Origin of the sequence: Streptomyces sporangiiformans (genome assembly GCF_005768555.2) — a bacterium.
Taxonomy (GTDB): domain Bacteria; phylum Actinomycetota; class Actinomycetes; order Streptomycetales; family Streptomycetaceae; genus Streptomyces; species Streptomyces sporangiiformans.
Genome location: NZ_VCHX02000174.1, coordinates 1 through 26917 on the forward strand (window position 1 = coordinate 1; position 26917 = coordinate 26917).

Sequence of the window (26917 nt, forward strand, 5' to 3'; positions counted from 1 at the left end):
GCGTCCGGTGCGGCACACCGGACGCCCGCCCTTTCCGATTCGCCCCGCCCTGCCCGCGGTCGGTCGGTCAGCCGGTCAGCCCGGTCAGTCGGTGAGAACCGCGCTCAGCTCTCCTTCGCGCGCGCGTAGTGGCGGGACACCTTCGCGCGGTTGCCGCACACCGCCATGGAGCACCACCGCCGGGTGCCGTTTCGTGAGGTGTCGAAGAAGTGCAGGATGCACGCCTCGTGCGCGCAGGCGCGGACGCGGTCGGGGGCCGTGCTCAGCAACTCCAGGTAGTCGCGGGCCGCGAGCCAGGCCGGCCCCCATGATGTGTCGCTGAACTCCGCACGTTCGCCCGGCCCTTCGGCAGTGAGCGTCGCCCGGATCCGGCCGTGGCCCAGGACGGCGTCGACCCGCCCGGCGCTCTCCGCGTCCAGCGGGCCGTCGACGACCGCTCGCAGGGCGTCCCGCGCCCGCAGGACGTGGCGCAGTGCCGCCTCGTCCGCGGCGAAGTGATCGAGCCCGTTCGCGGCCAGCCACACGGCCAGTCCGTCGACGTCCACGAGCAGGTCCCGCACCGCGCCCTCGTGCATCCACCGCGTGTTGAGCAGGTCGAGGGAGAGCGGCTCGCCGGTGAGCGGACGCGGATCGCGGGTGGCGGACATCTCGGGTCTCCCTCCGGTGCTAACCGGTCAAGGGTACGTGGCCGGTTGCACGACCCTGCGCCTAACCTCTAATCTTCATTACACAGGTTAGTCCGCATGAGGCGGGCAGCCGCTGACGAAGGGGTGTGCCATGTCGGCAACCAGCACGTTGCGCACCGGTCACATCGGTCTCAATGTCACGGACCTCGACCGCTCGCTCGCCTTCTACCGGGACGTCCTCGGCTTCGGTGTGATCGCCGAGGGGAAGGAGCAGGGCCGCCGGTTCGCGTTCTTCGGCGAGGCAGGCCGCCCGACGCTCACGCTGTGGGAACAGGCTCAGGGCGGATACGACGCCGGGCGCGCCGGCCTTCATCACCTCGCCGTCGAGGCCGACACGGTCGAGCGGGTCCGGGAGTACGAGGCGACACTGCGCGCGTACGGCGTCGACTTCGCGTACGACGGTGTCGTCGCCCATGGCGAGGGCGCAGCCTCGGGCGGCATCTTCTTCCACGACCCGGACGGAACCCGCCTGGAGATCTACGCGCCGAGCGGCGCCGAAGAGGCTCCGGCGCCTTCCGGGGCCGCTCCTACCTGCGGTTTCTTCTAGAGGATGGATCCCGTGGCCGCGTACGACCCCTATCACCCCGGTTCGCGCGCCGTGCAGGACCACGTCGGTGTGCGCGAGTTCGCCGATCATGTCGGCCGGTCCATCGGCCAGGGCATCAGGCCGGTGGCCGCCGCCTTCCTGGAACTCCAGCCGATGCTGGTGCTCGGCGCGGCCGACCGGACGGGCCGGGTCTGGGCCTCACTGCTCACCGGCGCCCCCGGGTTCGTCAGGGCTACGGGACCCAGGCAGATCTCGGTGGCGGGCGGCGTGCGCGAGGGCGACCCCCTCGCGGACACGCTCGCGGCCGGGACCCCAGCCGCCTCCTCGGCCGGCGTCCCGGTCGGGGAGGCGACCGGCGTCCCGGTCGGCACCATCGCGCTGGACCCGCGCACCCGCCGCCGTATGCGCCTCAACGGACGGGCGCGCCCCACGCCCCGCGGATTCGCGGTCGAGGCCGACCAGGTGTTCTCCAACTGCCCCAAGTACCTGCAGAAGAGGGACCATTACGAGGAGGTGCCGCGCCGGGCAGCGGGAGCCGCGCGCAGGAGCGGTCAACTCCATCCGGAACAGCGAAAGTTCGTCGAAGCCGCCGACACCTTCTTCCTCGCCACCGTCCACGGGCACGGCGCCGACGCCAGCCACCGGGGCGGCAACCCCGGCTTCGTACGCGCCGATTCACCGTCCGAACTGAGCTGGCGCGACTACCCCGGCAACTCCATGTTCCTCACGCTCGGCAACCTGGCGGCCGATCCACGCGCCGGACTGCTGCTCCTCGACTGGGTCACCGGCACGACACTGCAGCTCACGGGCACCGCGCGTACGGACTTCGAGCCCGACGGCGGCCGTACCGTCATCTTCACGGTCACCGAGGTCGTCGAGACACCGGGAGCCAGCCCGCTGCGCTGGTCCGCTCCCGAGTACTCACCGGCCAACCCGCCGCTGCCGTAACGTCTGCGCATGCATAAGGAGTTGAGGGTGGCGGCCTACGCCGTGTGCGTGCGGGACGGGCAGATGCTGCTCGCGCGCTGGGTGGACGGGGACGGCGGCAAACGGTGGACGCTGCCCGGCGGCGGGATGGATCACGGGGAGGACCCGTACGACACCGTGATCCGGGAGGCCGAGGAGGAGACCGGGTACGCGGTCGAGCCGGTGGCGCTGCTCGGAGTCGACTCCGTGCGGCGCCGCTATCCGCGCCGGCTCGGCACGACGGCCGACTTCCAGGGCCTGCGGATCGTGTACGAGGCCCGTGTCACCGGAGGCGAACTCCGCCACGAGACCAACGGCTCCACCGACATGGCGGCCTGGCATCCGCTGGACGAGGTGTCCGGTCTGGAGCGGGTCGAGCTGGTCGACGTGGGGCTCGCGCTCTGGCGCGAGCGGCCGGCGGCCGGCCGCGTGGCGGTGTCTCCGACGGAACCGGGGGCCCTCGAAAAATAGGTTCCGTACCCAAGAAAGTGAACATGGAGTGACCGCTTTCCATCGGCTCGACGAGGAGGCGGTTGACGCGCACATGGTCCAAGATCCACGTATGCGATCGGCGCTGCCCGTTGCCGCCTCGTTCACGTGCAGGTCATTCCCGGTGCCAACGATCCAGTGTGAACGGGCAGTTCGCGTCAGCGAACCGCCCGAGACCACTGTTGACGCGTTCGCACTCGGGGAGACCGCGCCATGTCGCGCACACGCTCTGTCGCCACCGCCGCCACCGCCACTGTTCGTGACCGCCGCGCCTTCCTGGCCGCCACCGGGGCGGTGTCGCTCTCCGCCGGGATCGGACTCGCGCTCCGGCCGGGCGCCGGTGAGGCCGCCGCCGACTCCGCCGCCGTCGAGGGGAACGCGGCCGTGGCCATGTCCCGCGAGGCTCCTGCCCCGCCGCTCGAGCCGTACACCCGTGGCACCACGCTGGCGTCGGTCGCGGCGCCCCGCACCTCCTCCGGCTTCCGGCGGCTCGGCGACGGGCCCGCCTGGCAGCGGGTCGTCCGCACCGACCTGGCCGCCGCCAAGTCCGGGCGCGAGGGGCGGCGCACCGCACTCGCCTCCTTCGTGCAGTTCACCGACCTGCACCTGGTCGACGTGCAGCACCCGCTGCGGTACGAGTACCTGCGCACCCAGACCAGCAGCGCCTGGCGCCCGCAGGAGTCCCTGTCGGTGGCCGGCGCGGTCTCGCTCGTCGAGCGGGTCAACGCGCTGCGCGGAGCGCCCGTCACCGGCTCCCCGCTGCACTTCGTGATGACCACCGGCGACAACACGGACAACAACGCCAGAACGGAGCTGGACTGGTTCCTGAAGGTGATGAGCGGCGGCCGCATCACCCCCAACTCAGGTGATCCGCGCCGCTACGAGGGCGTCCAGAACAGCGGCCTCAAGCTCTACTGGCAGCCCGACGAAGCCATCCGCGACTCCGACAAGCAGCTCGGCTTCCCCCAGATCGACGGCTTCCTCGCCGCGGCCGTCCGGGAGCTGCGCAGCCCCGGCCTCAACCTGCCCTGGTACTCCACCGTCGGCAACCACGACTCCCTGCCCGGTGGCTGCTACGCGCCCGGCGACTCCTTCTTCGCCGACTTCGCGGTCGGCGGCAAGAAGCTGATGGAGCTGGACGAGGCGGTGGGCGCCGCCATCTGGAAGAACGTCAAGAAGGGCGGCGACCCCAAGGGTGCTGCCTTCAAGGACATGCTCAAGTCCGAGGCCCGCCGGATGCGTTCGGTCACCCCGGACGAGCAACGCGCCCCCTTCACACCCACCGAGTACCTCCAGGCGCACCTCGACCCGGCCCACACCGGCGCGGGCCCCATCGGCCACGGCTACTCGCAGGCGAACCTCGCGGCGAAGACCCAGTACTACGCGTTCCGCATCGCGGACGACCTGATCGGCGTCAGCCTCGACACCACCGACCCGGGCGGTCACTACGAGGGCTCGATCGGCACGGCGCAGCTGCGCTGGCTGGAGCGGACGCTGAAGGAGGCCGACAAGAACAAGGAACACGTCATCGTCTTCAGCCACCACACCAGCAAGACGATGCGCAACCTCCGTGAGGACCCGGACCACCCGGGCGAGAGCCGCCACGGCGGCGAGGAACTGGTCGACCTGCTCGCCGGCCACCGCTCCACCCTGGCCTGGGTGAACGGGCACAGCCACAAGAACGACATCACCCCGCACTCCGCCTCCGGCAACCAGTCGTTCTGGGAGATCTCCACGGCCTCCCACATCGACTTCCCGCAACTCGCCCGAGTGATCGAGGTCGTGGACAACCACGACGGCACGGTCTCCCTCTTCAGCACGCTCATCGAGTCCGCGGCCCCCCACCGCACGGACTTCACCGACCTCTCCCAGACGGGCCTGGCGGCCCTCTACCGAGAGCTGTCGTTCAACACCCCCGGGGCCCGCACGGACCTGTCGGGCGAGGCGGGGGACCGCAACGTGGAACTGGTCCTGAAGAAGGGCTGAGCAGGGTCGGCGCGAGTTCCTTCAAGGGGGCTCAAAAGCGCCCAACCCGCCCTGGGGCAGGCAACCCTCGCGCCCCGACCCCCGGTCCCTCCCGGCGATGTGTCATCGACGAGAGGGACACGACATGGCATCCCGAACAATACGTCTCGGCCTGGTGGGAGCCGTCGCGCTCACCGCGGCTTCGTTCACCGCATCCGCGACGGCCGCCCCTGCCCCGACCGGCCAGGACCACCGCGCGACACAGGAGGCGATGGACGCCGCGGTCGAGGCCGGAGTCCCGGGTGTCGCCGGGCAGGCGAAGGACAAGTACGGGACGTGGAAGGGGACTTCGGGCGTCGGTAACCTCAGGACCGGCAAGCCGCGTTCGGCCCACGACCGCTACCGCGTCGGGAGCATCACCAAGACCTTCGTGTCGACGGTGCTGCTGCAGCTGGAGGCCGAGGGCAGACTGTCCTTGGACGACAAGGTGGACCAGTGGCTGCCGGGCGTGGTCCGGGGCAACGGCCACGACGGCACCCGCGTCACCCTCCGCCAGCTCCTCAACCACACGAGCGGCATCTTCAACTACACCGCGGACGAGGAGTTCGGCCGGACGTTCTTCCTGAAGGACGGCTTCTTCAAGCACCGCTACGACACGACGACGCCCGAGCAACTCGTGCGGATCGCCATGTCCCACAAGCCGGACTTCGCGCCGGGCACGTCCTGGAACTACTCGAACACCAACTTCATCCTGGCGGGCATGGTGATCGAGAAGGCCACGGGCCACTCGTACGGGGAGGAGATCCGCCGCCGCATCATCCAGCCGCTCGGCCTGCACGCCACATCCGCCCCCGGTACGAACCCGAAGGTGCCGCAGCCCAGCAGCCGGGCATACGGGAAGCTCGCCGAGACCGCGACCGGCCCGACGTACGACGTCACCGAACTGAACCCCTCACTCGCCGGCGCGGCAGGCGAGATGATCTCCGACTCCGGCGACCTGAACCGTTTCTACTCGGCCCTGCTGCGCGGCAAACTCCTGCCCAAGGCGCAGCTCGCCGAGATGAAGACGACCATCAAGATCGACGAAATCCCCGACGCCGGCTACGGCCTCGGTCTGATGGAACGCAAGCTGAGCTGCGGCACCGTCGTCTGGGGCCACGGCGGCGGCATCCACGGCTCGTCGTCCGAGGCGCTCACCACGGATGACGGCCGCCACTCGCTCTCGTTCAACTTCAACGGCGACTGGTCGGGAGACAGCGAAGCGGTGATCGAGGCGGAGTACTGCGCCAAGTAACTCCACGGGCCACGAGAGGGTGAGCGCACACGGCGGCGCTCACCCCATACCCCTTTTCAGCACGGACACGCCTCGCAGGAGGCTGAAACCCGCTCAACCAGGACACGAGTGGTCAACCTTCGCGCCGGCCGCTGGGTCCCTTCCCCCGAATCACAATCGACAGCGACAGGGGAGGACATGTCAGCCCGCACCGCACTGATAGGAGTGACCGCGGCGATGGCGGTCACGGCGGGAACGTTCGCGGCACCCGCCGTCGCCTCGACACCCGTGACCGATCGCCACAGCCCCACCCAGCGAGCCATGGACGCCGCGGTCGAGGACGGCGTACCCGGCGTCACGGCTCAGGCGAAGGACAAGTACGGGGCCTGGAAGGGGACTTCGGGCGTCGGCAACCTCAGGACCGGCAAGCCGCGTTCGGCCCACGACCGCTACCGCGTCGGGAGCATCACCAAGACCTTCGTATCGACGGTGCTGCTGCAGCTGGAGGCCGAGGGCAGACTCACCTTGGACGACAAGGTGGACCAGTGGCTGCCGGGTGTGGTCCGGGGCAACGGCCACGACGGCACCCGCGTCACCCTCCGCCAGCTCCTCAACCACACGAGCGGCATCTTCAACTACCGCGACGACAAGGAGTTCGTCCGCAAGTACATCCGCAAGGACGGCTTCTTCAAGAACCGTTACGACACGGCGACCCTCGGCCGGCTCGTGAAGTACGCCATGGCGAACAAGCCGGACTTCGCACCGGGGACGGACTGGAACTACTCGAACACCAACTACTCCCTTGCGGCGATGGTGATCGAGAAGGCCACGGGCCACTCGTACGGGGAGGAGATCCGCCGCCGCATCATCGAACCGCTCGGCCTGCACGCCACATCCGTCCCCGGTACGAACCCGAAGGTCCCGCAGCCGAGCAGTAGGGCGTACGCGAAGCTCGCCGAGACCGCGACCGGCCCGACGTACGACGTCACGGAACTGAACCCCACGCTCGCCGGGGGATCGGGCTCCATGATCTCCAGCTCCGCCGACCTGAACCGTTTCTACTCGGCCCTGCTGCGCGGCAAGCTCCTTCCCAAGGCTCAGCTCGCCGAGATGAAGACGACCGTCAAGGTCGACGAAGCCCCCGGCGCCGGCTACGGCCTCGGCCTCATCGAACGCAAGCTGAGCTGCGGCGTCGTGGTCTGGGGCCACAGCGGCGAACTCTTCGGTTCGCTCTCGGAGGCGGTTGCGACGGCGGACGGTCGCCACTCCCTCGCCTTCAACTTCAACGGCACCTGGTCCGGGAACAGCGGCGCGGTGATCGAGGCCGAGTTCTGTGCCAAGTAACCCCACAGGTCGAACCTCAGCGCGGAGGAAAGGCATGAAAGTGCGCACAGGACTGAGCACAGGACTGATAGGAGTGACCGCGGCGATGGCGGTCACCGCGGGGACGTTCGCGGTACCCGCCGCGGCATCGGCACCCGTGACCGACCGTCACAGCCCCACCCAGCGAGCCATGGACGCCGCGGTCCGGGACGGCGTACCCGGTGTCACGGCTCAGGCGAAGGACAAGTACGGCACCTGGAGCGGCACTTCAGGCGTGGGGGACATCAGAACCGGACAGCCCCGTAGCCCCCACGACCACTACCGCGTCGGCAGTGTCTCCAAGACGTTCATCGCCACCGTGCTCCTCCAGCTCGAAGCCGCGGGCAGGCTCGACCTCGACGACAAGGTCGAGCGCTGGCTCCCCGGCGTCGTCCGGGGCAACGGCCACGACGGCAGCCGCATCACCCTCCGTCAACTCCTCAACCACACCAGCGGCATCTACGACGTACTCGCGGACCCGGAATACCAGCAGAGGGTGTTCAGCGAGGAGTTCCTCGAACACCGCTACGACACCTGGACCGCCGAGCAGATGGTGGCCATGGCCATGCGGCACAAGCCGGACTTCGACCCGGGAAAGGGCTGGAACTACTCCAACACCAACTTCATCCTGGGCGGGATGATCATCAAGAAGGTCACCGGCAACTCGTACGCCGACGAGATCCAGACGCGCATCATCCAGCCCCTCGGCCTGCAGGGCACCCGCTCGCCCGGCACCGACCCGCGTCTGCCGCAGCCGAGCGGCAGGGGCTACTCGAAGCTCTCCAAGGACCCGGACGCCCCGATCCACGACCTCACCGAGTACAACCCCTCGGTGGCGGGTGCGTCCGGCGACGCGATCTCCACCTCCGCGGACCTGATGCACTTCTACACGGCGCTGCTGCGCGGGAAGCTGCTGCCGAAGACCCAGCTGGCCGAGATGACGAAGACCGTCCGATGGAACGACAGCCGCCGCTACGGCCTCGGTCTCATCCGGTACGAGCTGAGCTGCGGCCAGGTGGTCTGGGGCCACGGCGGCGACGTCCACGGCAGCTCGACGGCGGCGTTCACGACCCGGGACGGCCGCCATGCCCTCGCGTTCAACTTCAACGGCGAATTCGCGGGCGATGCCAAGGCGGTCATCGAAGCGGAGTTCTGCAAGTAGAGAACCCACCGGTCAGAGAACCACCGGTCGGTCCCTCACGACCGGGGCAGCACGACCACATAGGCCGCCGGGTCGCGATCCGCCGACGCCATCAGAGCCGTGCGTACGACGGCGGCCTGTTGTTCCAACGCGTCGCGGAGCTTCCTCGGGGTGATGTGGACGACCGTGATGCCGAGGCGTTCCAGTTGCTCGCGCTTGCGGACGTACTCGGACCAGAGCGCGTCCTCCTCCGGGCGTGGGGCGCGGGTGTCCAGTTCGAGGGCGACGGCCTGTTCGGGCCAGTAGGCGTCGAGGCCGCCTAGGTAGGGGCCACCGGGCAGGCGCAGGTCGACGTTCCAGACCGGATCGGGGAGGCCGTTCTCGCGGACCATGCGGTACAGGCGGTCCTCCGCGATCGCCCGGCCCTCGGCCAGGAGTGAGTTCACCGCGTCCACCACGTGCGGCCGGCTCAGTAGTCGGGCCTGCGTCAACTCCCGTACCACGGCGGCCGGTTCGCAGTGGCCGCCGCGTACGGCCTCGCTGAGCAGACCGCGCACGGCGCCCGCGTCCGCGAGTTCGCGGACCGCGTCTGCCAGGGCGCGGGCGACGGGGGCCACCGGGAAGCCGGTGATCTGTTCGGGAGCCGGCATCACGGAGGTGCGAACGATGCGCGCGCAGCCCGAGGAGCGGAGGCGGCGCAGCCGCGGGACGAGGACGTCGATGTGTTCCAGGGACAGCAGGGGCGGCGCCCATGAGAAGCGGTGCAGGGTGAGGGCGGCGAGGCCGGTGATCACAGGGTCGGCGTACCGCTGAGGGGCGGCCCCGGCCCCGGCCTCGGTATCGGGCCCGGCAGGGGCCGGCTGGGCCGGGATCCCCTGTGCTGCCCGGAGGGGCGAACGGGTGGCGTACTTCAGGACCGCGTGCAGCCGTTCCTCACCGGTGGGCGGGCCCGGGTGGAGGAGGACGACGCCGGGCAGAATCTGCTGCCAGGCCCCGCCCGGACGGCACTGCTCGTTGATCTCGGCGGTGCTCACGCCGTGCGCCCGCAGCTGCGCGGTGCTCAGCACGCGCCGCTGGACGTCGGACAGATGGCGGAGGGGGCGGGGGGAGAGCGGGGTGTTGTGGTTCATGCCCCGCAATGTCCCCCCGTCCGATCCGCCCCGTAACCGCTGTTACATGCCCGTCGGCAAATGCGGACAAGATCGCCCTAAAGTCCATGCGTTCGATTGCCGAAACCCCTGGTCCGTATGGGGGTTACGGCGTCGATTACCCGCATTCCGTAACTGTTATGGACGGTGCGCGTCAACACGCCGCCAGGGGCGAAGCCGCCGCTCCCTACCGGGCGGCGGCCCCGTCGCACGCCTGCCCCCTCAGCGTCCGCGCGAGGTCGTCCCTCGCCTCCAGCACGAGCCGGCGCAGAGCGGGTGCCGCGCTCTGGTGCGAAGCCAGCCACGCGTCGGTCGCCTCCAGCGTCGCGTGCGAGTCCTGAAGGGACGGGAACAGTCCCTTGACCACGTTCATGCCGATCTGGATGGACCGCTCCTCCCAGACGCGCTCGATCGCCTCGAAGTACCTGGCGACGTAGGGAGCGCCGAGCTCCCGCTGCGACGGCTGGGCGAAGCCCGCGATGGTCGCCTCGACCAGTGCGTTGGACAGCGTGTCCGACTCGACGACGGCCGCCCATGCCTGGGCCTTGACCGCGGCCGAGGGCCGGGCGGCGAGGCAGCGGACCTGGTGGCGCTTGCCCGACGCCGTGTCGTCGCGGGCCAGCTCGGCCGCGAGCACGGCCTCGTCGGCGGCGCCGTGCGAGGCCAGCGGTTCCAGGAGCGCCCAGCGCAGCTCCTGGTCCACCTCCAGCCCGTCGAACTTGTCCGTGCCGTCCAACAGGCTCCGCAGGATCTGCAGATCGTCCTCACCGGACGCGACCGCCGCGAAGAACCGCGCCCACGTCAGCTGGTGCTGGCTGCCCGGCTCGGCCGCCCGCAGCTCGCGCAGCGCGCCCTCGGCGAGCAGCAGGCCGCCCGCGTCGCGCCAGTCCGGCGCCGCGTAGTGCGTGAGCGCCGACCTCGCCCACGCGTGCAGCATCTGGAGCACGCCGATGTCGGACTCGCGGCCCGCGAAGCGCAGGACGAGATCGATGAAGTCGCGGGCGGGCATCAGGGCGTCGCGGGTCAGGTTCCACAGCGCCGACCAGCACAGCGCGCGGGCGAGCGGGTCGGTGAGGTCGCCGAGCCGCTCCCGCAGCGTCGCCAGCGAGCCCTCGTCGAAGCGGATCTTGCAGTACGTCAGGTCGTCGTCGTTGACCAGCACGAGCTCGGGGGCGTCCGCACCGGCCAGCTCGGCCACGACCGTGCGCGGGCCGTCGACGTCCACCTCGGCGCGCGCGTACCGCTCCAGGGCGCCCTCGGGCGACCGCCGGTACAGGCCCACCGCCACTCGGTGCGGCCGCAGCTGGGGGTGCGATTCGGCGGCCTCCTGGAGGATCGCGACCTCATTGATGCGCCCCTCGGCGCTCAGGAGCACCTGCGGCGTGAGGGAGTTGACGCCGGCGGTCTGCAGCCAGGCCCGCGACCAGGTGGCCATGTCACGGCCACTCGTCTCCTCCAGGACGGAGAGGAGATCGCCGAGGCGCGTGTTGCCGTACGCGTGCCGCTTGAAGTAGCGCCGCGCGCCCTCGAGGAACGCCTCCCGCCCGGCGTACGCCACCAACTGCTTGAGAACGGACGCGCCCTTGGCGTACGTGATCCCGTCGAAGTTCAGCTTGGCGTCCTCCAGGTCACGGATGTCGGCCGTGATCGGGTGCGTGGAGGGCAGCTGGTCGGCGCGGTACGCCCATGCCTTGCGGTTGTTGGCGAAGGTGATCCAGGCGTCGGTGAAGCGGGTCGCCTCGGCCGTGGTGAAGGTCCCCATGAAGTCCGCGAAGGACTCCTTGAGCCACAGGTCGTCCCACCACTCCATGGTGACGAGGTCGCCGAACCACATGTGGGCCATCTCGTGCAGGATGACGTTCGCCCGGCGCTCGTACGCCGCCTGTGTCACCTTGCCGCGGAAGATGAACTCCTCGCGGAAGGTCACACACCCCGGGTTCTCCATCGCGCCGAGGTTGTACTCCGGTACGAACGCCTGGTCGTACTTGCCGAACGGGTACGGGTAGTCGAAGTGGTCGTGGAAGAAGTCCAGCCCCTGCTTGGTCACCAGGAACACGTCGTCGGCGTCGAAGTGCCGGGCGAGGCCCTTGCGGCACAGGGCGCCCAGGGGGATCTCCAGCGTCGTACCGTCCTCGAAGGTGCGGGAGTAGCGGTCCGTCACGTAGTGGTACGGGCCCGCGACGAACGCCGTGATGTACGTCGAGATGGGCTTCGTCTCGGCGAACCGCCATACGCCGTCGTGCCGTTCACCCACCCCGTTGCTCCACACCACCCAGTCCTCGGGGGCCCGGACCTCGAACCGGAAGGGGGCCTTGAGATCCGGCTGCTCGAAGTTCGCGAAGACGCGGCGGGAGTCGGCCGGCTCGTACTGCGTGTAGAGGTAGACCTCGCCGTCCTCGGGGTCCACGAAGCGGTGCATGCCCTCGCCGGTGCGGCTGTAGGCGCACTGGGCGTCGACCACGAGTTCGTTGTCGTCGCCGAGGTCCTCCAGGAGGATGCGGGAGCCGTCGAAGACGGCGCCCGGGTCGAGGTCCTTGCCGTTGAGGGAGACGGCCGTGACGCTCGGCGCGATCAGGTCCGCGAAGCTGGTGGCGCCCGGCTCGGCGCAGCGGAAGCGGATGGTCGTCACCGACCGGAACGTCCGCGGCTCGGCGCCGGTGTCGCCGACGGCGGAGCGCAGGTCGAGCGACACCTCGTACCCGTCGACGGACAGCAGGGCGGCCCGCTCGCGGGCCTCGTCGCGGGACAGATTCTCACCGGGCACGGGCGGCACTCCCTCGTGGCTGTATGACTGGCTGCGTCTCCTCCGAACAGCACTGATCCTCCCATGTGCCACTGACACCGGGCACCTGGGAATGAGCCGCGTGACCGTCGGCGTTGGGGCTGGTAGACACCACCCAGGCAGCGGCCGTTGCCGCCCTTTTTGCCCTTTTCGAGGAGAGCCATGTCTGAGCAGACCTCCGGCAAGACCCCCGTCGACTTCTGGTTCGACCCTCTGTGCCCCTGGGCGTGGATGACCTCGCGCTGGGTCCTGGAGGTGGAGAAGGTCCGGGACATCGAGGTCCGCTGGCACATCATGAGCCTCGCCGTCCTGAACGAGCCGAAGCTGGACGAGCTGCCCGAGGAGTACCGGGAGCTGCTGTCCACCAAGGCCTGGGCCCCGGTCCGGGTGGTGACCGCCGCCTGGCAGAAGCACGGCGCCGAGGTGCTCGGCCCGCTCTACACGGCGATGGGCACCCGCTTCCACAACCAGGGCGAGGGCCCGACCCGCGAGGCGATAGCGGCCGCCCTCGAAGACGCCGGCCTCCCCGCGGACCTGATCGAGTACGCGGACCAGGAGAACTTCGAGTTCGACGCCGAGCTGCGCGCCTCCCACAAGGAAGGCATCGACAAGGTCGGCCAGGACGTCGGCACCCCCGTCATCGCCGTCCCCGGCGCCGACGGCGAACAGATCGCCTTCTTCGGCCCCGTCGTCACGCCGACCCCCCAGGGCGAGGAGGCCGCCAAGCTCTGGGACGGCACCCTGCTGGTCGCCTCGGTCCCGGGCTTCTACGAGATCAAGCGCACACGCACGGCGGGCCCGGACTTCAGCAACCTGTGAGCTCTCACGTCGGCTGCCGCCCCGCTCCAGCTCACCCCGCTCATCCCGCTCACTCCGCGTAGAGGGCGCTGAGCCGTGGCAGCCGACGCATCGCCTCGTCCGGGTCGTCGAGATCCCAGGCGGGCTCCAGATCCGGATTCCGACAACGTGGCTCTCAGTCGATGCCGTCCGGCATGCGCAGCGGGATCCGGAAGTGCTTCTCGTGCCCGTAGGTGCGGAGGTTGCGGCAGGGGGTCGTGTCGCGACGGGTTCCCAGGCACATGAAGTAGTTGTGCGGGACGCTCGTGCCGAGCCGCTCCTCGAGCCACTTCTTCTGGTCCGGCGTCAGCGGATTGTGCACGTGCCCGGTTTTGCATGTCTGGCACGTCAAGTGCTTCGGTGTCGGCATTTGGTAACTATCACCCGGAGCCCCCCATACCGGAAGACCTTCGCAACAGCCCCCGCTCCATCGCCACCACCACCGCCCGAGTCCGGTCGTTCACGTCCAGCTTGGCGAAGAGGCGGAGGAGGTGGGTCTTGACCGTGGCCTCGGCTATGACCAGGCGGGCGCCGATCTCGGCGTTGGTGAGGCCGTCGGCCACGGCGTTGAGGACGTCGGTCTCGCGGGCGGTGAGGGGAGGATGGGCGGGGCGGCGCATGCGGGCGACGAGCTTTTCCGCGACCCGGGGCGCCAGGACCGTCTCGCCGCGCGAGGCCGCGTGGATCGCGTCGACCAGCTGCTCGCGGGTGGCGTCCTTCAGCAGGTAGCCGATGGCGCCCGCCTCGACCCCGCGCTCGATCTCGGCGTCGGTGTCGTAGGTGGTGACGATCAGGACCCGGGTGCGCGGGTACGCGGCCACGATCTCCGCGGTCGTCGCGACCCCGTCCAGTACGGGCATCCGCAGATCCACCAGAGCCACGTCGGGCTCGTGCGCGGCGACGAGTTCGAGGGCCGCACGGCCGTCGCCTGCCTCGCCGACGATCTCGATGCTGGGCTCGGCGGCCAGCAGGGCCACCACACCGGCCCGCATCACCGTGTGATCGTCCACCACGATGATCCGCAGTTCTCCGCCGCCGCTCATATCAGCTCCTCGCCGGTCTCGCCCATCGTGCCGGTCTCGCCGCCCATCGGGATCGTCGCCAGTACGCGCGTCCCGTCCCCCACCGAGCTGGTCACCGTGAGCTCCCCGCCCAGCTCCGCCAGCCGTTTGCGCATCCCGTCGAGCCCGAACCCCGCCGATTCCCCCACGACGAACCCGGCCCCGTCGTCCGTGATCTCCAGCTCCACCCCGTACGGCTGCCGGGCCAGTACGACCCCGACCGTGGAGGCCCGCGCGTGCTTGCGCACATTGGCGAGCGACTCCTGTGTGCAGCGCAGCAGCGCGATCCGGGTCGGCTGGTCGCACTCGATGTCCGCCTCGATGTCCGCCAGCTCCGCGTCCACCACGAGCCCGGTGTCCTCCACGAAACGGTTCAGCGTCCGGCGCAGCGTGTGGGCCACCGAACCCGCCGCCACCTGACCGCCGCGCTGCGCGGAGCCGACCAGCTCCCGCGCCTCCGCGAGGTTCTCGCGCGCCGTGGACTCGATCGACCGCAACTGCTGTGCGCTGCGCGCCGGATCGGTGTCCAGACCGGCCCGGGCCGCCTCCGCGAGCGCGATGATCGAGGCGAAGCCCTGCGCGAGCGTGTCATGGATGTCGCGTGCCATGCGCTCCCTCTCATCGGCAGCCCCCTGACGCTGATGCGCCTCGGACAGCTGGAACTGGGCCTGTTCCAACTCCGTGATCAGCCGCGCCCGTTCATGGCTCTGGGCGACCACCGAGTGCACCCACAGCCCGATCAGCATCCCGACGGCCACGACGATCACCACGGGGATCAGGGTCTCGCCGAAGAACGTCGCCGACGGGCCGAGCCGGAACCAGCTCCCGGCCAGCGTCCCCCCGGCGGCCAGCCCCAGGAACCCCAGCGAGGCCCGCCGCGTACGGCCGAACATCCAGAAGTGCGGGAGCGTCACCATGAACAGCGTCCCGAAGGAGCCGCGCATATAGGCGAACACGCCGAGGCTGGTGGCCAGTATCAGCAGATATGTGTGCGGGCGCAGCACCGGATTGTCCGGGAACCGGTCCACCACCGCGTAGCAGAGCGTCAGACACCCGAGCAGCCCGAGCGCCCAGTACTTGCTCGCGCCGGGCCGGTCCAGCGCGGCGAGCCCGATCGCCATCGCGCCGAACAGCACCCAGCACACCGCGTTCCAGCGGCGGAGCGTGACGGCCCAGAAGGGGTCGGTGTGTCCACGAAGGGTGGAGGCGGTCATGACAGTCAACGTACGTCCGGCACCGGCGACTTGGTGGTCGCTTCGTCCTCCCGGCGATCAGCCGTCGGCCGCGGCCGCGCCCCGCGCGAGGGCCACCAGCTCGCCTCGCCGAGCAGCAGCATCGCCGCCGGCAGGATCATGATCCGGATGATGAAAGCGTCCAGGAGTACAGCTGTCGCGAGGACGAAGCCGATCTGCTTCATCTCGATGATGTGCAGGAAGACGAAGCTAACGAAGACCGTCATCATCACCACGGCCGCGCTGGTCACCACCCCCGCGGAGGTGCGGATCCCGTCCAGCACGGCCTGCCGCGTCGGTACGCCGGCGAGCACGCCCTCCCTGATCCGGCTGACCACGAACACCTGGTAGTCCATCGAGAGGCCGAAGAGGATCACGAACAGGAACAGTGGCACCCGCGACCCGATCGACCCGGTGGACTCGAAGTTCAGCAGCCCCTCGGCCCAGCCGTTCTGGAAGACGAGGACCAGCATCCCGAGCGCAGCCGCCGCGGACAGCAGGTTCAGTACGACACCGAGCAGGCCCAGCACCACCGAACGGAACGCGTACACGGTCATCGCGAAGGTCACAAGGAGCAACGCGCCGAGGACCAGGGGCAGTTTGCCGTTCTGGTGCGCGGGATAGTCGGCGTAGCGGGCGACGTCCCCGCTCACACCGGTCTCGGCCGCGTCGATCCGGCCGACGGTGGCGGGCACGTAGTCGTCCCGGAGATGGTCGAGGGAGTCGTACGCCTCGTCCGAGTTGCCGAGATGCGGCACCTTCAGTGCCAGCACGCTGGTCCGCCGGTCGTCGGACGTCCGTATCCGGGACTCCCCGGTGAACAGCGGGTCCGCGTCGGCGCGTTCGGCCAGCTCCTCCAGGGCCGCCCGCACCTCACCGGAACGCCCGGCCTCGGCGCGTACGACGACGTCGTGGGTGACCCGCCGCTCGGGGAAGGCCTCGTTGAGCCGGTCGTACACCTGCATCGCGGGGATCTCCCGGGAGTGCGTGTCCCGGCTCATCTCCGTGATCTTCAGCCCGGCCAGCGGCGCGGCGAGCGCGAGCAGAGCGACGACCGCGAGGCACAGGGTGGCCATGGGATTCCGGGTCGCGGGCCGCAGCAGTGCCGTCCACACCCGGCCGCCGCCCTCGCCCCGCACCCGCCGCGGCCGCTTGCCGCGCGCGGCACGGCGCGACTCCCTGCGCTCGCCCCGCTTGCCGAGCTTGACCAGGAGCGCGGGCAACACGGTCAGGGAGCTGAGCACCGCCACCAGAACGACCACGATGGTGCCGGTGGCCAGCGAGGTGAAGATCACGTCGGAGGCCAGGAACAGCGTCGCCGTGGAGACCACGACCGCGAGCCCGGACACCACGACGGCCCGGCCCGAGGTCGCCGCGGCCAGTTCCACCAGCGCCTCGGAACTCAGCCGCCCGCCGGAGCGCGCCCGCTCCTCGCGCTCCCGCTTGAGATAGAAGAGGGTGTAGTCGACGCCGACCGCGAGCCCGATCATCAGGATGATGTTGGTCCCGACTCCGGTGTCGGGGGAGAGGTGCGAGACCACCATCGACAGCCCGACGGCCGCCGCGATCGACGACAGCGCGAGCAGCAGCGGCACTCCGGCCATCGTCACCGAACCGAACACGATCAGCAGCGTGATCAGTGTGACGGGCAGCGTGATCGCTTCGGAGAGCGCCAGATCGTCGCCGCGCTGCTGGTCGACTCCCTTGCTGATGGAGGGACTTCCGGTCTCCTCCAGCAGCAGCTCGGGGTTCGCCTTCCGTACGGCCTCGGTCTGCGCGAGCAGCGCGTCGACCTTGTCCTTCGCGTCCCGCTCCTCGCCCTTCAGGGCCACCTCGACCATGAGGATCCGGCTGTCCTCGGACAGCAGCGGGTCGGCCACCCCCGCCACCTCGGGCAGGCGCTCCATCCGGACGGTCAGGTCCCTGGCGGCGGCCCTCGCGGAGACTTCGGCGGCTCCGCGGTCGAGACCGGCATCGGAGCGGGCGGAGATCAGCACCTGCTCCGTGGACCTGCGCTCCAGGTTTCCCTCGGCGGCCATCGCCTCGGCGCGGCCGGCCTCGCCGACCCGGTAGTCCGCGGTCTTCGCGCTGTTGAGCCCGACGGCGCTGCCGACCGCCAGACACAGCGCCACGAACACCAGCCAGCCGATGATCGCCCGCCAGGGGTGCAGCGCACTCCAGCGAGCCATGCGCACAGTGAGTGAGTTCATGCCCAAAAGCCTTGCCGAGCAGGGCAGTTGCTCGGCAGAGGTGCTCGGTTGAACTTGCCGTCCACTGATCGGTGGACGGCGGAGGTGCGGAGAACCCCACCCCCGCTTGCGGAAGCCCCCGCCGCGAGCTCGCGTGCGCAAGACCCCCGCGACGTGGAAAACCCCCGCGAGTCACGTCCTCGCGGGGGTTTTCCTTCATTCCGCCCGCCGGCGTGAAAGGTGAGAAGACGATCACGAGGCGGGGCGCATCGGGGCGGCTCGTCTCAGGGAGCCAGCAGAAGCACATCCGTGCGGGACTTGGCGGCCGCGTAACGCCGCGCCACGTCCTGCCAGTTGACGACCTGCCACATCGCCTCGATGAAGTCGACCTTCTGGTTCTTGTACTGCAGGTAGAAGGCGTGCTCCCAGGCATCGAAGACCAGGATCGGGGTGGAGCCCTGACCGACGTTGCCCTGGTGGTCGTAGATCTGCTCCACGACGAGGCGCCCGCTGAGCGGCTCGTACGCGAGGACGCCCCAGCCGGAGCCCTGGGTGGTCGCGGAGGCCTTGGTCAGCTGGGCCTTGAACCCGGCGAAGGAGCCGAAGGACTCGTCGATCGCGTCGGCGAGCTCGCCCACACCGTCCACGGCGAGCGGCTCGCCGCCGCCCTCGCCGGTCATGTTCTGCCAGTAGATGCTGTGCAGGATGTGGCCGGACAGGTGAAAGGCCAGGTTCTTCTCCAGCCCGTTGACCGAGCCCCACGACTCCTTGTCGCGCGCCTCCGCGAGCTGCTCCAGGGTGTCGTTCGCCCCCTTCACATACGCCGCGTGGTGCTTGTCGTGGTGCAGCTCGATGATCTCGGGGCTGATCACGGGCGCCAGCGCGGAGTAGTCGTACGGCAGTTCAGGAAGCGTGTAGACAGCCATGCCAGGTCTCCTCCGACCTCTTATTGCAAGTAGCTTGCAACTGCAGACTAACAGCAAGAGAGTGGAGGGGTGCGCTGGACATGCGAAGTCGGGCGCGCAAAAAGGGCCCTTGCGCGAAACCGTCCTCCGCGCGAGGGCCCTTCAGTGGTCGGTGGGCGTGACGTGGTGCGTCAGCTCTTGGCGCGCGCCCTCTGCCAGGCGTAACCGACGGCCGCCAGGAACAGCGTCATGGCACCGGTCGAGTACAACTGCACCCGTGTGTCCGGCTGCCGTGCCATCAGGATGAAGATCGCGACCATGCCCGCCAGCGCCACCCACGTCAGCACGGGGAACGCCCACATCCGTACGACCAGCTTCTGAGGCGCCTCCCGGTCCAGGCGGCTGCGCAGGCGCAGCTGCGCGGCCGCGATGAAGATCCAGACGACCAGGATCACCGCGCCGATCATGTTCAGCAGCCACGGGAAGACGTCGTCCGGACGCCAGTAGCTCAGCAGGACGCAGACGAAGCCGAAGACGGACGAGGCGAGCACCGCGACGCGCGGGACACCGCTCGACACCCGGCCGAGCGCCTTCGGGCCCTGGCCGCGCTCCACGAGTGAGTACGCGATGCGCGAGGAGCCGTAGATGTTGGCGTTCATCGCCGAGAGCAGCGCGACGAGGACGACCACGTTCATCAACTGGCCCGCGCCCGGGATGCCCAGATGGTCCAGGGCGGCGACGTACGGGCCCTGCTCGACAACCGCCTTCGAGTTCCACGGGACGAGCGTGACGATGACCGCCATCGAGCCGATGTAGAACAGCGCGATGCGCCACATAGCGGTGCGTACGGCGCTCGCCACGCCCTGGACCGGGTTCTTCGACTCGGCCGCCGCGATCGTCACGGTCTCCAGACCGCCGTACGCGAAAACGGACGCCAGCAGGCCGATGACGAGCCCCTCGCTGCCGTTCGGCAGGAAGCCTCCCTCGCCGGTGAGGTTGGTCAGGCCGGGGGAGTCCGAGCCGGGCAGGACACCGGCGATGGCCAGCAGGCCCAGCACCAGGAACAGCGTGATCGCGCCGACCTTCAGCGCGGCGAACCAGAACTCGAACTCGCCGAAGTTCCGCACGGCCGCGAGGTTCGTGGCGCAGAAGACGACCATGAACAGCGCCACCCAGGCCCACTCCGGCGTGCCCGGCAGCCATCCGGTGACGATCTTCGCGGCGCCGATGCCCTCCAGACCGACGGCCGTGCAGAGCAGGACCCAGAAGGACCAGCCGGCGGTGAAGCCCGCCCACGGCCCGATCGCCCGCTCGGCATGCGCCGAGAAGGAACCCGACGACGGATACGCGGCGGACATCTCGCCGAGCATGCGCATCACCAGCATGACGAGCAGCCCGGAGACGGCATACGCGATCACGATCGACGGGCCCGCGGCGGCGATGCCCGCGCCCGAGCCCACGAAGAGCCCGGCGCCGATGACACCGCCGAGGGCGATCATCGACAAGTGACGCTGTTTCAGGCCGGGGGAGAGGGAAGCCTCCGCGGTGAGTGTGTCGGGTGCGGCGTCGGCGTTGGTGCGGGACATGAGCGCGGCTTGTCCATTACGTGAGACGGTGCGGGACTCGCGGTTTGGCGAGATCCCACAGTCTCCGATGCGGTCGCCCTCCACGCAAAACGGCCACAACTGAGTGACCAGGTTCACTTCGCCGTGGGTGTACTGGGGGCGCTTTGTATGGAGCGCACCATGCGCGCGATCCCTGCTTTGTCGGCCGCTGCCGGTGATCGGTTCAGCCGTCTGGGATAGCGTCACCCTGTCCAGCCGCCCGCGCACACCGCCGGAGTCCTCATGAGCACCGCTGCCGACCCGTACCACACCGGCTCCGTCCCCCGTGAGGTACTCGCCGACCTGCTGCCCGCGTCGCGCGTCCGCGACATCGTGCTCGTGGCCGGCGGCGCCGCGCTCACCGGGTTCGCCGCGCAGCTCGCCGTGCCCGTGCCGGGCTCGCCGGTGCCGGTGACCGGGCAGACCTTCGCGGCCCTGCTCGTCGGCACCGCGCTCGGGGCCGGCCGCGGCTTCCTCTCGCTCGCCGTGTACGCGCTCGTCGGCCTGGCGGGCGTCCCCTGGTTCGCGGAGGGCAGCTACGGCGTGTCCCCGACCTTCGGTTACATCATCGGCATGATGCTGGCCGCCACCGTCGTCGGCGCCCTGGCCCGCCGAGGCGCCGACCGCACGGTTCTGCGCATGGCCGGCACGATGCTGCTCGGCGAGGCGGTCATCTACGCGATCGGCGTCCCCTACCTCTCCGCCGCCACGGAACTGAGCCCCACGGAGGCCGTTGCCGCCGGGTTCACCCCGTTCCTGATCGGCGACGCCCTGAAGGCGGCCCTGGCGATGGGCCTGTTGCCCACCGCCTGGAAGCTCGTCAAGCGGTGACCTGGCGGCCACCGATGCCGTAGTTCCCGCGGAAGAGGTTCGCCGGGTCGTACGCCGACTTCAGACCGGCGAGCCTCTTGTGCGTGTCGGGGTCGTACAGCCCCTGCGTACGCTCGCCCGCCCCGAAGGCGAAGTTCAGCGCGCGTCCGGTCGTCCACGGCTCCACCGTCGCGAGGGCCTTGTGCAGCCGCGCCCGCGCGGAGTCGTCGACGGCGCCGAGGACCCGTACGAGGAAACGGCCCTCGCGGTGCGGCACCGCGTTCGGCTGCTCCTTGGCGAGCGCCCCGCCGAGGTGGTTGATCTGGACGACGTACATCGAGGGCGCGTCCGGACCGGTGAGGGACAGGAGTTCACCCGCCGCCTCGACGTCCAGCTCGCTCAGCACCGCGCTGTCTCCGTAGTAGGCGTGCGGGAAGTCCGGGTCGGAGTGGATGGTGTGGCTCTCGGCGTACGGCATCTCACGCAGCGAGTCGGACAGGACCGGGCCGATCTCGCGCAGGGGAGCGACGAGTTGATCACCGTCGCTGCCGGTGTGGGCGACCCGCACGGAGATGACGTACCGGCCGCGCAGGTGCGGCGGCATCGCGGGGATGTCCGGATAGGGGACGGCCGCGTACGACGAGGTCAGGCCGTCCGGGACGGTCCGCGTCCAGCGCTCGTACGCGCGCAGCACCGCCGCCGGGTCCACCTCACGCCCGTCGAACGCGAGCGATCCGCCGTACAGCCGGGCCACCGGTACGAGGCCGATCTCCAGCTCCGTCACCACACCGAGGTTCGCGCCGCCGCCGAGCAGGCCCCAGAAGAGGTCGGAGCCGGGGGGCACCTGCCGCAGTCGTCCGTCCGCCGTGACCACCTCCAGCGAGCGGGCATGGTCGGCCGCGTATCCGAACTCCCTCGCCAGGATGCCGAGTCCACCGCCCAGTGTGTAAGAGACGGCACCCACGCCGGGCGCGGAGCCGTTGAGGGGAGCGAGCCCGTACGGCTCGGCGGCCGCGACGACCTGGCCCCAGCGGACACCGGCCCGCACGCGCACCGTACGCGCCCCGGCGTCGACGGTCACCCGGTCCATCCGCTTCGTGGTGATCAGTACGCCGCCCTCGGTGGAGCCCGGCAACCCGTGCCCGGTGGCCTGCACCCCGACGGGCAGCCCCTCGGCCGCCGCGTACGCCACGGCCGCCCGCACATCGTCCGCCGAGGACGCGGCGAAGACCACGGCGGGCCGCTGCGCGAAACCGGTCTGGAACCCGGCCGTCTCCTCCTCGTACCCGTCGTCACCGGGCCGGAACACCAGGCGGTCCGCACTCAGGTCCTGCAAGCTCACGTGAGCCCTCCGTCCATCGCATCGTCCCTCGCATCCGTCGGCCTGCGCGGGCTGCCGCGTCCCACACTGCCTCCATAACCTGACACATGCCGTCAGCTTTTCCGCCGCTTTCCTCCCGCGCCTTCCGATCTCGTGCCATCACCACGAACTGTGCTGTCATGGAAGGAGGTTGGGGGTGGGTTCGCATGGTGTGTGTCGTGGACCGGTACCGGCTCCTCGAACTCATCGGGCAGGGCGGCATGGGCCGCGTCTGGCGCGCGACCGACGAGCTGCTCGACCGTCCGGTCGCCGTGAAGGAACTCCGGCTCGACGTCACCGGCACCGAGGAGCCGGCGGTCCGCCGCGAGCGCGTGCTGCGCGAGGCCCGGGCGAGCGCGCGGATCGACCACCCCAATGTCGTACGTGTCTACGACGTGGCCGAAGAGGCCGACCGGCTCTGGATCGTCATGGAACTGGTCGAGGCTCCCTCGCTGGCCCGGACCCTCGTCGACCACGGCCCGCTCGACGTACCCGAGACCGCCCGCGTCGGACTCGCGCTCGTCGAGGCGCTGCGCCGGGTGCACGCGGCCGGGGTGCTGCACCGCGACATCAAACCCGGCAACGTCCTGCTGGGGCCGGGAGGCCGGGTCGTCCTCACCGACTTCGGGATCGCCGCGCTCCAGGACGCCCAGGGGCTGACCGCCGCCGGGGTCATCGTCGGCTCCCCGGAGTACATCCCGCCGGAACGTATCAGCGGCCGCCCACAGGGCCCGCCCTCCGACCTGTGGTCACTCGGCGCCACGCTCTGCACCGCCCTGACCGGGCGCTCTCCCTTCCAGCGCGCCTCGACGCTCGCCACCCTGCACGCGGCGATGTACGAGGAACCTCAACTGCCGCCCGAGGACGAGCCGTTGACCCCGCTGCTGCGTGGGCTGCTGGCCCGGGACCCGGCGGCTCGGCCGGACGCGGGCGAGACGGCGCGGGTTCTGGAACGGGTGCTCGAAGGCGAGGTGGCGCCGGAGGGGGAGAGGGAAGCGGAGAGCGAGAGGGAGGCGGAGAGCGAGAGGGAGGCGGAGGGCGAGAGGGAGAGGGAGGCGGAGGAGAGCGGGGCACCCGACTGGCTTCCGCGGCTGCTCACCGTTCTGGTCCTGGTGGTCGCCGCCGCCGTGGGCATCGTCATGATCATCACGGCGATCCGTCCCGGCGGTGAGACGAAGTTGCCCGACGTCAGCCCGCAGCCCACGGTCGCCGGCACCTCGCGGCCGCCGGCCTCGCCGGACACGACGCCCCCGCGGTGAGGCCGCGGAGGCGTCGTACAGAAGGCGTACAGAAGGCCTTCGAAGGTGTCCGCCAGAGGCGGGGGTCGGACTGCGGGGTGTCAGACTTCGGCGCCCTGCCGCTCCTTGCCGCGCCGGACCTTCTCCAGCACCAGTGCGAGGCCGACGACGATCGCCGCCACCAGGAGCGAGAGCAGTACCGTCTTGCGGCCGTCGTGTTCGGTGTCGGTGAGCATGTAGCCGAGTACGAACACGATCAGGGCCATCGTCGCGTACGTCAGATACGGGTACAGCCACATCCGTACGACCAGCTTCTCCGGCGTCTCACGCTCGATGATCTTCCGCATGCGCAGCTGCGAGGCGCAGATCACCAGCCAGACGAACAGGGCGACGGCACCGGAGGAGTTGACCAGGAAGAGGAAGACCGAGTCGGGGAACTCGTAGTTGAAGAAGACCGCGACGAAGCCGAACGCGACGGACGCGAGGATCGCCGTCAACGGGACACCACGCTCCGTGGTGCGGGCGAACGCCTTCGGCGCGTCACCGCGCCGGCCGAGCGAGAACGCCATGCGGGAGGCCGTGTAGAGGCCGGAGTTGAGACAGGACAGCACGGACGTCAGCACGATGAACTTCATGATCTCGCCGGCGTTCGGGATGCCGAGCGAGTTGAGGGCGGCGACGTACGAGCCGTCCTTCTGGATCGCGTCGCTGTCCCAGGGCAGCAGCGTGACGACGACGAAGATCGAGCCGAGGTAGAAGACGCCGATCCGCCAGATGACGCTGTTGGTGGACTTGGTGACCGCGCGCTGCGGGTCCTCCGACTCGCCCGCCGCGAGGGTGGCGATCTCGCTGCCCATGAAGGAGAAGACGACCAGCAGGATGCCGGTGAGGATCGCGCCGGGTCCGTTGGGCAGGAAACCGCCGTGGTCGGTCAGATTGCCGAGCCCCGCCGTGTCGCTGTCGACCCCCGGCAGCAGGCCGAAGACCGCGAGCCCGCCGATGACGATGAACGCGGCGATCGCGACGACCTTGATGCCCGCGAACCAGAACTCGAACTCGCCGTACGAGCCGACCGAGCCGAGGTTGGTGGCGGTGAGCACGAGCATCACGATCAGGGCCCAGCCCCACTGCGGTACGGCCGGGACCCAGCTTTCCAGGATGACCGCGCCCGCGGTCGCCTCGATCGCCAGCACGACGACCCAGAAGAACCAGTACAGCCAGCCGATCGAGAAGCCGGCCCAGCGGCCGAGCGCGCGGTCCGCGTGCGCGGAGAACGAGCCCGAGGTCGGGTTGGCGGCGGACATCTCGCCGAGCATCCGCATCACGAGGACGACCATCGTGCCGACGAGGGCGTACGACAGGAGGATGCCGGGGCCGGCGGTGGCGATGCCGGAGCTTGACCCGACGAAGAGACCGGCACCGATGACACCGCCGATCGCGATCATCGAGAGGTGACGGTTCTTGAGCCCTGCCTGGAGGCCGTCGCCGGATTCTCCAGTGCCTCCTGGGCCGCTTCCGGCCTTGGTCATGGTCGGCTGCGAGGTCATGGGGGTTCCTTTGCACAGGGGGGTGCGGGGGAGCGTGTGGAGGTAGTGGGGGTGGGGGTGGAGTGGGGGGAGTGGGAACGAGCCGGTCCAGTGAATCCCAGGTGAATGGATTATTGAACCTTCGAATCCGGNGGGGGAGTGGGAACGAGCCGGTCCAGTGAATCCCAGGTGAATGGATTATTGAACCTTCGAATCCGGATCGTTACTTGAGGTTTTCTTGAGGTTGTGCAGCGCCGCCCGACCCCGCGCGGTCGATCCGAAACAGGCGTGTCACACTCGGACCATGCGCGTGTACCTCGGCTCCGATCATGCCGGTTTCGAACTCAAGAACCACCTCGTCGAGTGGCTCAAGGCCGCCGGCCACGAGCCCGTCGACTGCGGGCCTCTCATCTACGACGCCCAGGACGACTACCCGCCGTTCTGCCTCCGCGCCGCGGAGCGCACCGCGGCCGACCCGGGCTCTCTCGGCATCGTGATCGGGGGCTCCGGGAACGGGGAGCAGATCGCGGCGAACAAGGTGGCCGGGGTTCGGGCCGCGCTCGCCTGGAGCGAGGAGACCGCGTCGCTGGGGCGGGAGCACAACGACGCGAACGTCGTCGCGGTCGGTGCGCGTATGCACACCCAGGACGAGGCGACCAAGTTCGTCGAGACGTTCCTCAACACGCCGTTCTCGGGCGACGAGCGGCACATCCGTCGCATCGACATGCTGTCGGCGTACGAGACGACGGGGACGCTGCCGGAGATCCCGGCCCACCACCCGCAGCCGTAGGGCGCTTTTCTCCGCCGGAGGGGCTGATCTTCAGCCCGTCCGGCGTTCGAGGACGAGGCCGTCAGGCCGATGGAGGGTCTGGGGCACAGCCCCCGGTTTCGAACAGCGTGAACAGCGTGAACAGCAAGACCAGGAGGCACCCGTGCCCGAAGGGCACACCATTCACCGGCTGGCCGAGGACTACCTCGCCCGATTCGGTGGCCGGAAGGCACACGTCACCAGCCCCCAGGGCAAGTTCTCCGACGCCGCCGCCCTCCTGAACGGCACAGCACTGACCACCGCCGAGGCGCACGGCAAGCACCTCTTCCTGCGGTTCGAGCGCGAGGACTGGACCCACATCCACCTCGGCCTCTTCGGCAAGGTCACCTTCGGCGGCGCCCCCACACCCCCACCCACCGACACGGTCCGCCTCCGCCTCGCCCACGACAGCGCGTACGTCGACCTCCGCGGCCCCACCACCTGCGCCCTGATCACCGACACCGAGAAACAGGCGATACACGACCGCCTCGGCCCGGATCCCCTGCGCGAGGACGCCGAGCCGGCGTGGGCGTACACCCGCGTCTCCCGCAGCCGCACCACCATCGCCGCCCTCCTGATGGACCAGAAGGTCATCGCGGGCGTGGGCAACGTCTACCGCGCGGAGGTCCTCTTCCGGCACGGCATCGACCCGTACCGGGCAGGAAAGGACATCACCCGAACCGAGTGGGACGCGATGTGGACGGACCTCGTGGCGCTCATGCGCGAGGGCGTCCGCAACAATCGGATCGACACGGTCCGCCCGGAACACGAACCGGACGCGATGGGCCGCCCGCCGCGCAGAGACGACCACGGCGGCGAGGTCTACGTGTACCGCAGGGCCAACCTGCCCTGCCACATCTGTGGCGGCGAGATCCGCACCGCCGATCTCGCCGCCCGCAACCTCTTCTGGTGCCCGGTCTGCCAGAAAACGGGGAACGGCCCCGGGCGCGCCCAGGGCCATCCGCCGGACAGGCCCTAGGTATGAAAC

The 26917-nt window shown here is 69.9% G+C and carries 23 protein-coding genes; 12 read left to right on the plus strand and 11 right to left on the minus strand.

Annotated elements, in window-relative coordinates:
* Positions 1–104: 104 nt before the first annotated feature.
* Positions 105–647: a CGNR zinc finger domain-containing protein gene (locus FGD71_RS30325; protein ID WP_119103740.1), complete on the minus strand. Its 543-nt coding sequence runs from the start codon at positions 645–647 to the stop codon at positions 105–107.
* 130 nt (positions 648–777) lie between these two features.
* Here FGD71_RS30325 and FGD71_RS30330 point away from each other — a divergent pair, with 130 nt between their 5' ends.
* The 7 genes from FGD71_RS30330 (at position 778) to FGD71_RS30360 (ending at position 8450) form a co-directional block, all read left to right on the plus strand.
* The gene (locus FGD71_RS30330; protein WP_119103741.1) at positions 778–1233 is read left to right on the plus strand and encodes a VOC family protein; all 456 of its coding nucleotides are present in this window, start codon (positions 778–780) and stop codon (positions 1231–1233) included.
* Positions 1234–1245: 12 nt separating this feature from the next.
* Complete coding sequence (locus FGD71_RS30335; RefSeq protein ID WP_240436847.1) at positions 1246–2181, plus strand: pyridoxamine 5'-phosphate oxidase family protein; 936 nt, start codon at positions 1246–1248, stop codon at positions 2179–2181.
* 9 nt (positions 2182–2190) lie between these two features.
* A complete protein-coding gene (locus tag FGD71_RS30340) occupies positions 2191–2670 on the plus strand; it encodes an NUDIX hydrolase (protein WP_119103743.1) in 480 nt (159 codons plus the stop codon).
* A 231-nt stretch (positions 2671–2901) separates the two neighbouring features.
* Positions 2902–4674 (plus strand): TIGR03767 family metallophosphoesterase, encoded by a 1773-nt coding sequence (locus tag FGD71_RS30345; protein WP_119103744.1) that lies wholly within the window; start codon positions 2902–2904, stop codon positions 4672–4674.
* A gap of 124 nt (positions 4675–4798) precedes the next feature.
* Complete coding sequence (locus tag FGD71_RS30350) at positions 4799–5947, plus strand: serine hydrolase domain-containing protein (RefSeq protein WP_181359307.1); 1149 nt, start codon at positions 4799–4801, stop codon at positions 5945–5947.
* A 177-nt stretch (positions 5948–6124) separates the two neighbouring features.
* Entirely contained in the window at positions 6125–7270 is a 1146-nt protein-coding gene (locus FGD71_RS30355; RefSeq protein WP_119103746.1) for a serine hydrolase domain-containing protein, read from the plus strand.
* Positions 7271–7304: 34 nt separating this feature from the next.
* The gene (locus tag FGD71_RS30360) at positions 7305–8450 is read left to right on the plus strand and encodes a serine hydrolase domain-containing protein (protein WP_119103747.1); all 1146 of its coding nucleotides are present in this window, start codon (positions 7305–7307) and stop codon (positions 8448–8450) included.
* A 35-nt stretch (positions 8451–8485) separates the two neighbouring features.
* Here the strand turns inward: FGD71_RS30360 and FGD71_RS30365 are convergent, their stop codons facing one another.
* Together FGD71_RS30365 and pepN are read right to left on the minus strand one after the other, a co-directional pair.
* On the minus strand, positions 8486–9559 hold the full coding sequence (locus FGD71_RS30365) for a hypothetical protein (protein ID WP_119103748.1): 1074 nt from the start codon (positions 9557–9559) through the stop codon (positions 8486–8488).
* Positions 9560–9764: 205 nt separating this feature from the next.
* Entirely contained in the window at positions 9765–12341 is a 2577-nt protein-coding gene (gene pepN / locus FGD71_RS30370; RefSeq protein ID WP_119103749.1) for an aminopeptidase N, read from the minus strand.
* Positions 12342–12521: 180 nt separating this feature from the next.
* Between pepN and FGD71_RS30375 the strand changes: the two genes are divergently transcribed.
* Positions 12522–13178 (plus strand): mycothiol-dependent nitroreductase Rv2466c family protein, encoded by a 657-nt coding sequence (locus tag FGD71_RS30375; protein ID WP_119103750.1) that lies wholly within the window; start codon positions 12522–12524, stop codon positions 13176–13178.
* Positions 13179–13332: 154 nt separating this feature from the next.
* Here the strand turns inward: FGD71_RS30375 and FGD71_RS30380 are convergent, their stop codons facing one another.
* The 6 genes from FGD71_RS30380 to FGD71_RS30405 all read right to left on the minus strand — a co-directional run bounded on the left by FGD71_RS30380 (position 13333) and on the right by FGD71_RS30405 (position 20169).
* Positions 13333–13518, minus strand: coding sequence for a hypothetical protein (locus FGD71_RS30380; protein WP_240436848.1), 186 nt, complete (start codon positions 13516–13518; stop codon positions 13333–13335).
* Positions 13519–13576: 58 nt separating this feature from the next.
* A complete protein-coding gene (locus FGD71_RS30385; protein ID WP_119103751.1) occupies positions 13577–14239 on the minus strand; it encodes a response regulator in 663 nt (220 codons plus the stop codon).
* On the minus strand, positions 14236–15471 hold the full coding sequence (locus FGD71_RS30390; RefSeq protein WP_119103752.1) for a sensor histidine kinase: 1236 nt from the start codon (positions 15469–15471) through the stop codon (positions 14236–14238). The genes FGD71_RS30385 and FGD71_RS30390 overlap by 4 nt, the downstream gene beginning before the upstream one ends.
* Before the next feature lie 5 nt (positions 15472–15476).
* A complete protein-coding gene (locus tag FGD71_RS30395) occupies positions 15477–17699 on the minus strand; it encodes an MMPL family transporter (protein WP_119103753.1) in 2223 nt (740 codons plus the stop codon).
* A 263-nt stretch (positions 17700–17962) separates the two neighbouring features.
* Positions 17963–18604 (minus strand): superoxide dismutase, encoded by a 642-nt coding sequence (locus tag FGD71_RS30400; RefSeq protein WP_119103754.1) that lies wholly within the window; start codon positions 18602–18604, stop codon positions 17963–17965.
* Positions 18605–18774: 170 nt separating this feature from the next.
* Positions 18775–20169 (minus strand): amino acid permease, encoded by a 1395-nt coding sequence (locus FGD71_RS30405; RefSeq protein WP_119103755.1) that lies wholly within the window; start codon positions 20167–20169, stop codon positions 18775–18777.
* Positions 20170–20430: 261 nt separating this feature from the next.
* On the opposite strand from FGD71_RS30405, the gene FGD71_RS30410 reads away from it, so the two are divergent.
* On the plus strand, positions 20431–21018 hold the full coding sequence (locus FGD71_RS30410; protein ID WP_119103756.1) for a biotin transporter BioY: 588 nt from the start codon (positions 20431–20433) through the stop codon (positions 21016–21018).
* Here FGD71_RS30410 and FGD71_RS30415 read toward each other — a convergent pair.
* Positions 21008–22339: an FAD-binding oxidoreductase gene (locus FGD71_RS30415; protein WP_420878365.1), complete on the minus strand. Its 1332-nt coding sequence runs from the start codon at positions 22337–22339 to the stop codon at positions 21008–21010. The two genes, FGD71_RS30410 and FGD71_RS30415, sit on opposite strands and share 11 nt — an antisense overlap.
* A gap of 185 nt (positions 22340–22524) precedes the next feature.
* Here FGD71_RS30415 and FGD71_RS30420 point away from each other — a divergent pair, with 185 nt between their 5' ends.
* Entirely contained in the window at positions 22525–23616 is a 1092-nt protein-coding gene (locus FGD71_RS30420; RefSeq protein WP_119103757.1) for a serine/threonine-protein kinase, read from the plus strand.
* A gap of 80 nt (positions 23617–23696) precedes the next feature.
* On the opposite strand, the gene FGD71_RS30425 is transcribed toward FGD71_RS30420, so the two are convergent.
* Complete coding sequence (locus tag FGD71_RS30425; protein ID WP_119103758.1) at positions 23697–25142, minus strand: amino acid permease; 1446 nt, start codon at positions 25140–25142, stop codon at positions 23697–23699.
* Between the two features lie 283 nt (positions 25143–25425).
* Between FGD71_RS30425 and FGD71_RS30430 the strand changes: the two genes are divergently transcribed.
* Together FGD71_RS30430 and FGD71_RS30435 are read left to right on the plus strand one after the other, a co-directional pair.
* On the plus strand, positions 25426–25911 hold the full coding sequence (locus tag FGD71_RS30430) for a ribose-5-phosphate isomerase (protein ID WP_119103759.1): 486 nt from the start codon (positions 25426–25428) through the stop codon (positions 25909–25911).
* A gap of 142 nt (positions 25912–26053) precedes the next feature.
* A complete protein-coding gene (locus FGD71_RS30435; RefSeq protein ID WP_119103760.1) occupies positions 26054–26908 on the plus strand; it encodes an Fpg/Nei family DNA glycosylase in 855 nt (284 codons plus the stop codon).
* Positions 26909–26917: the final 9 nt, after the last annotated feature.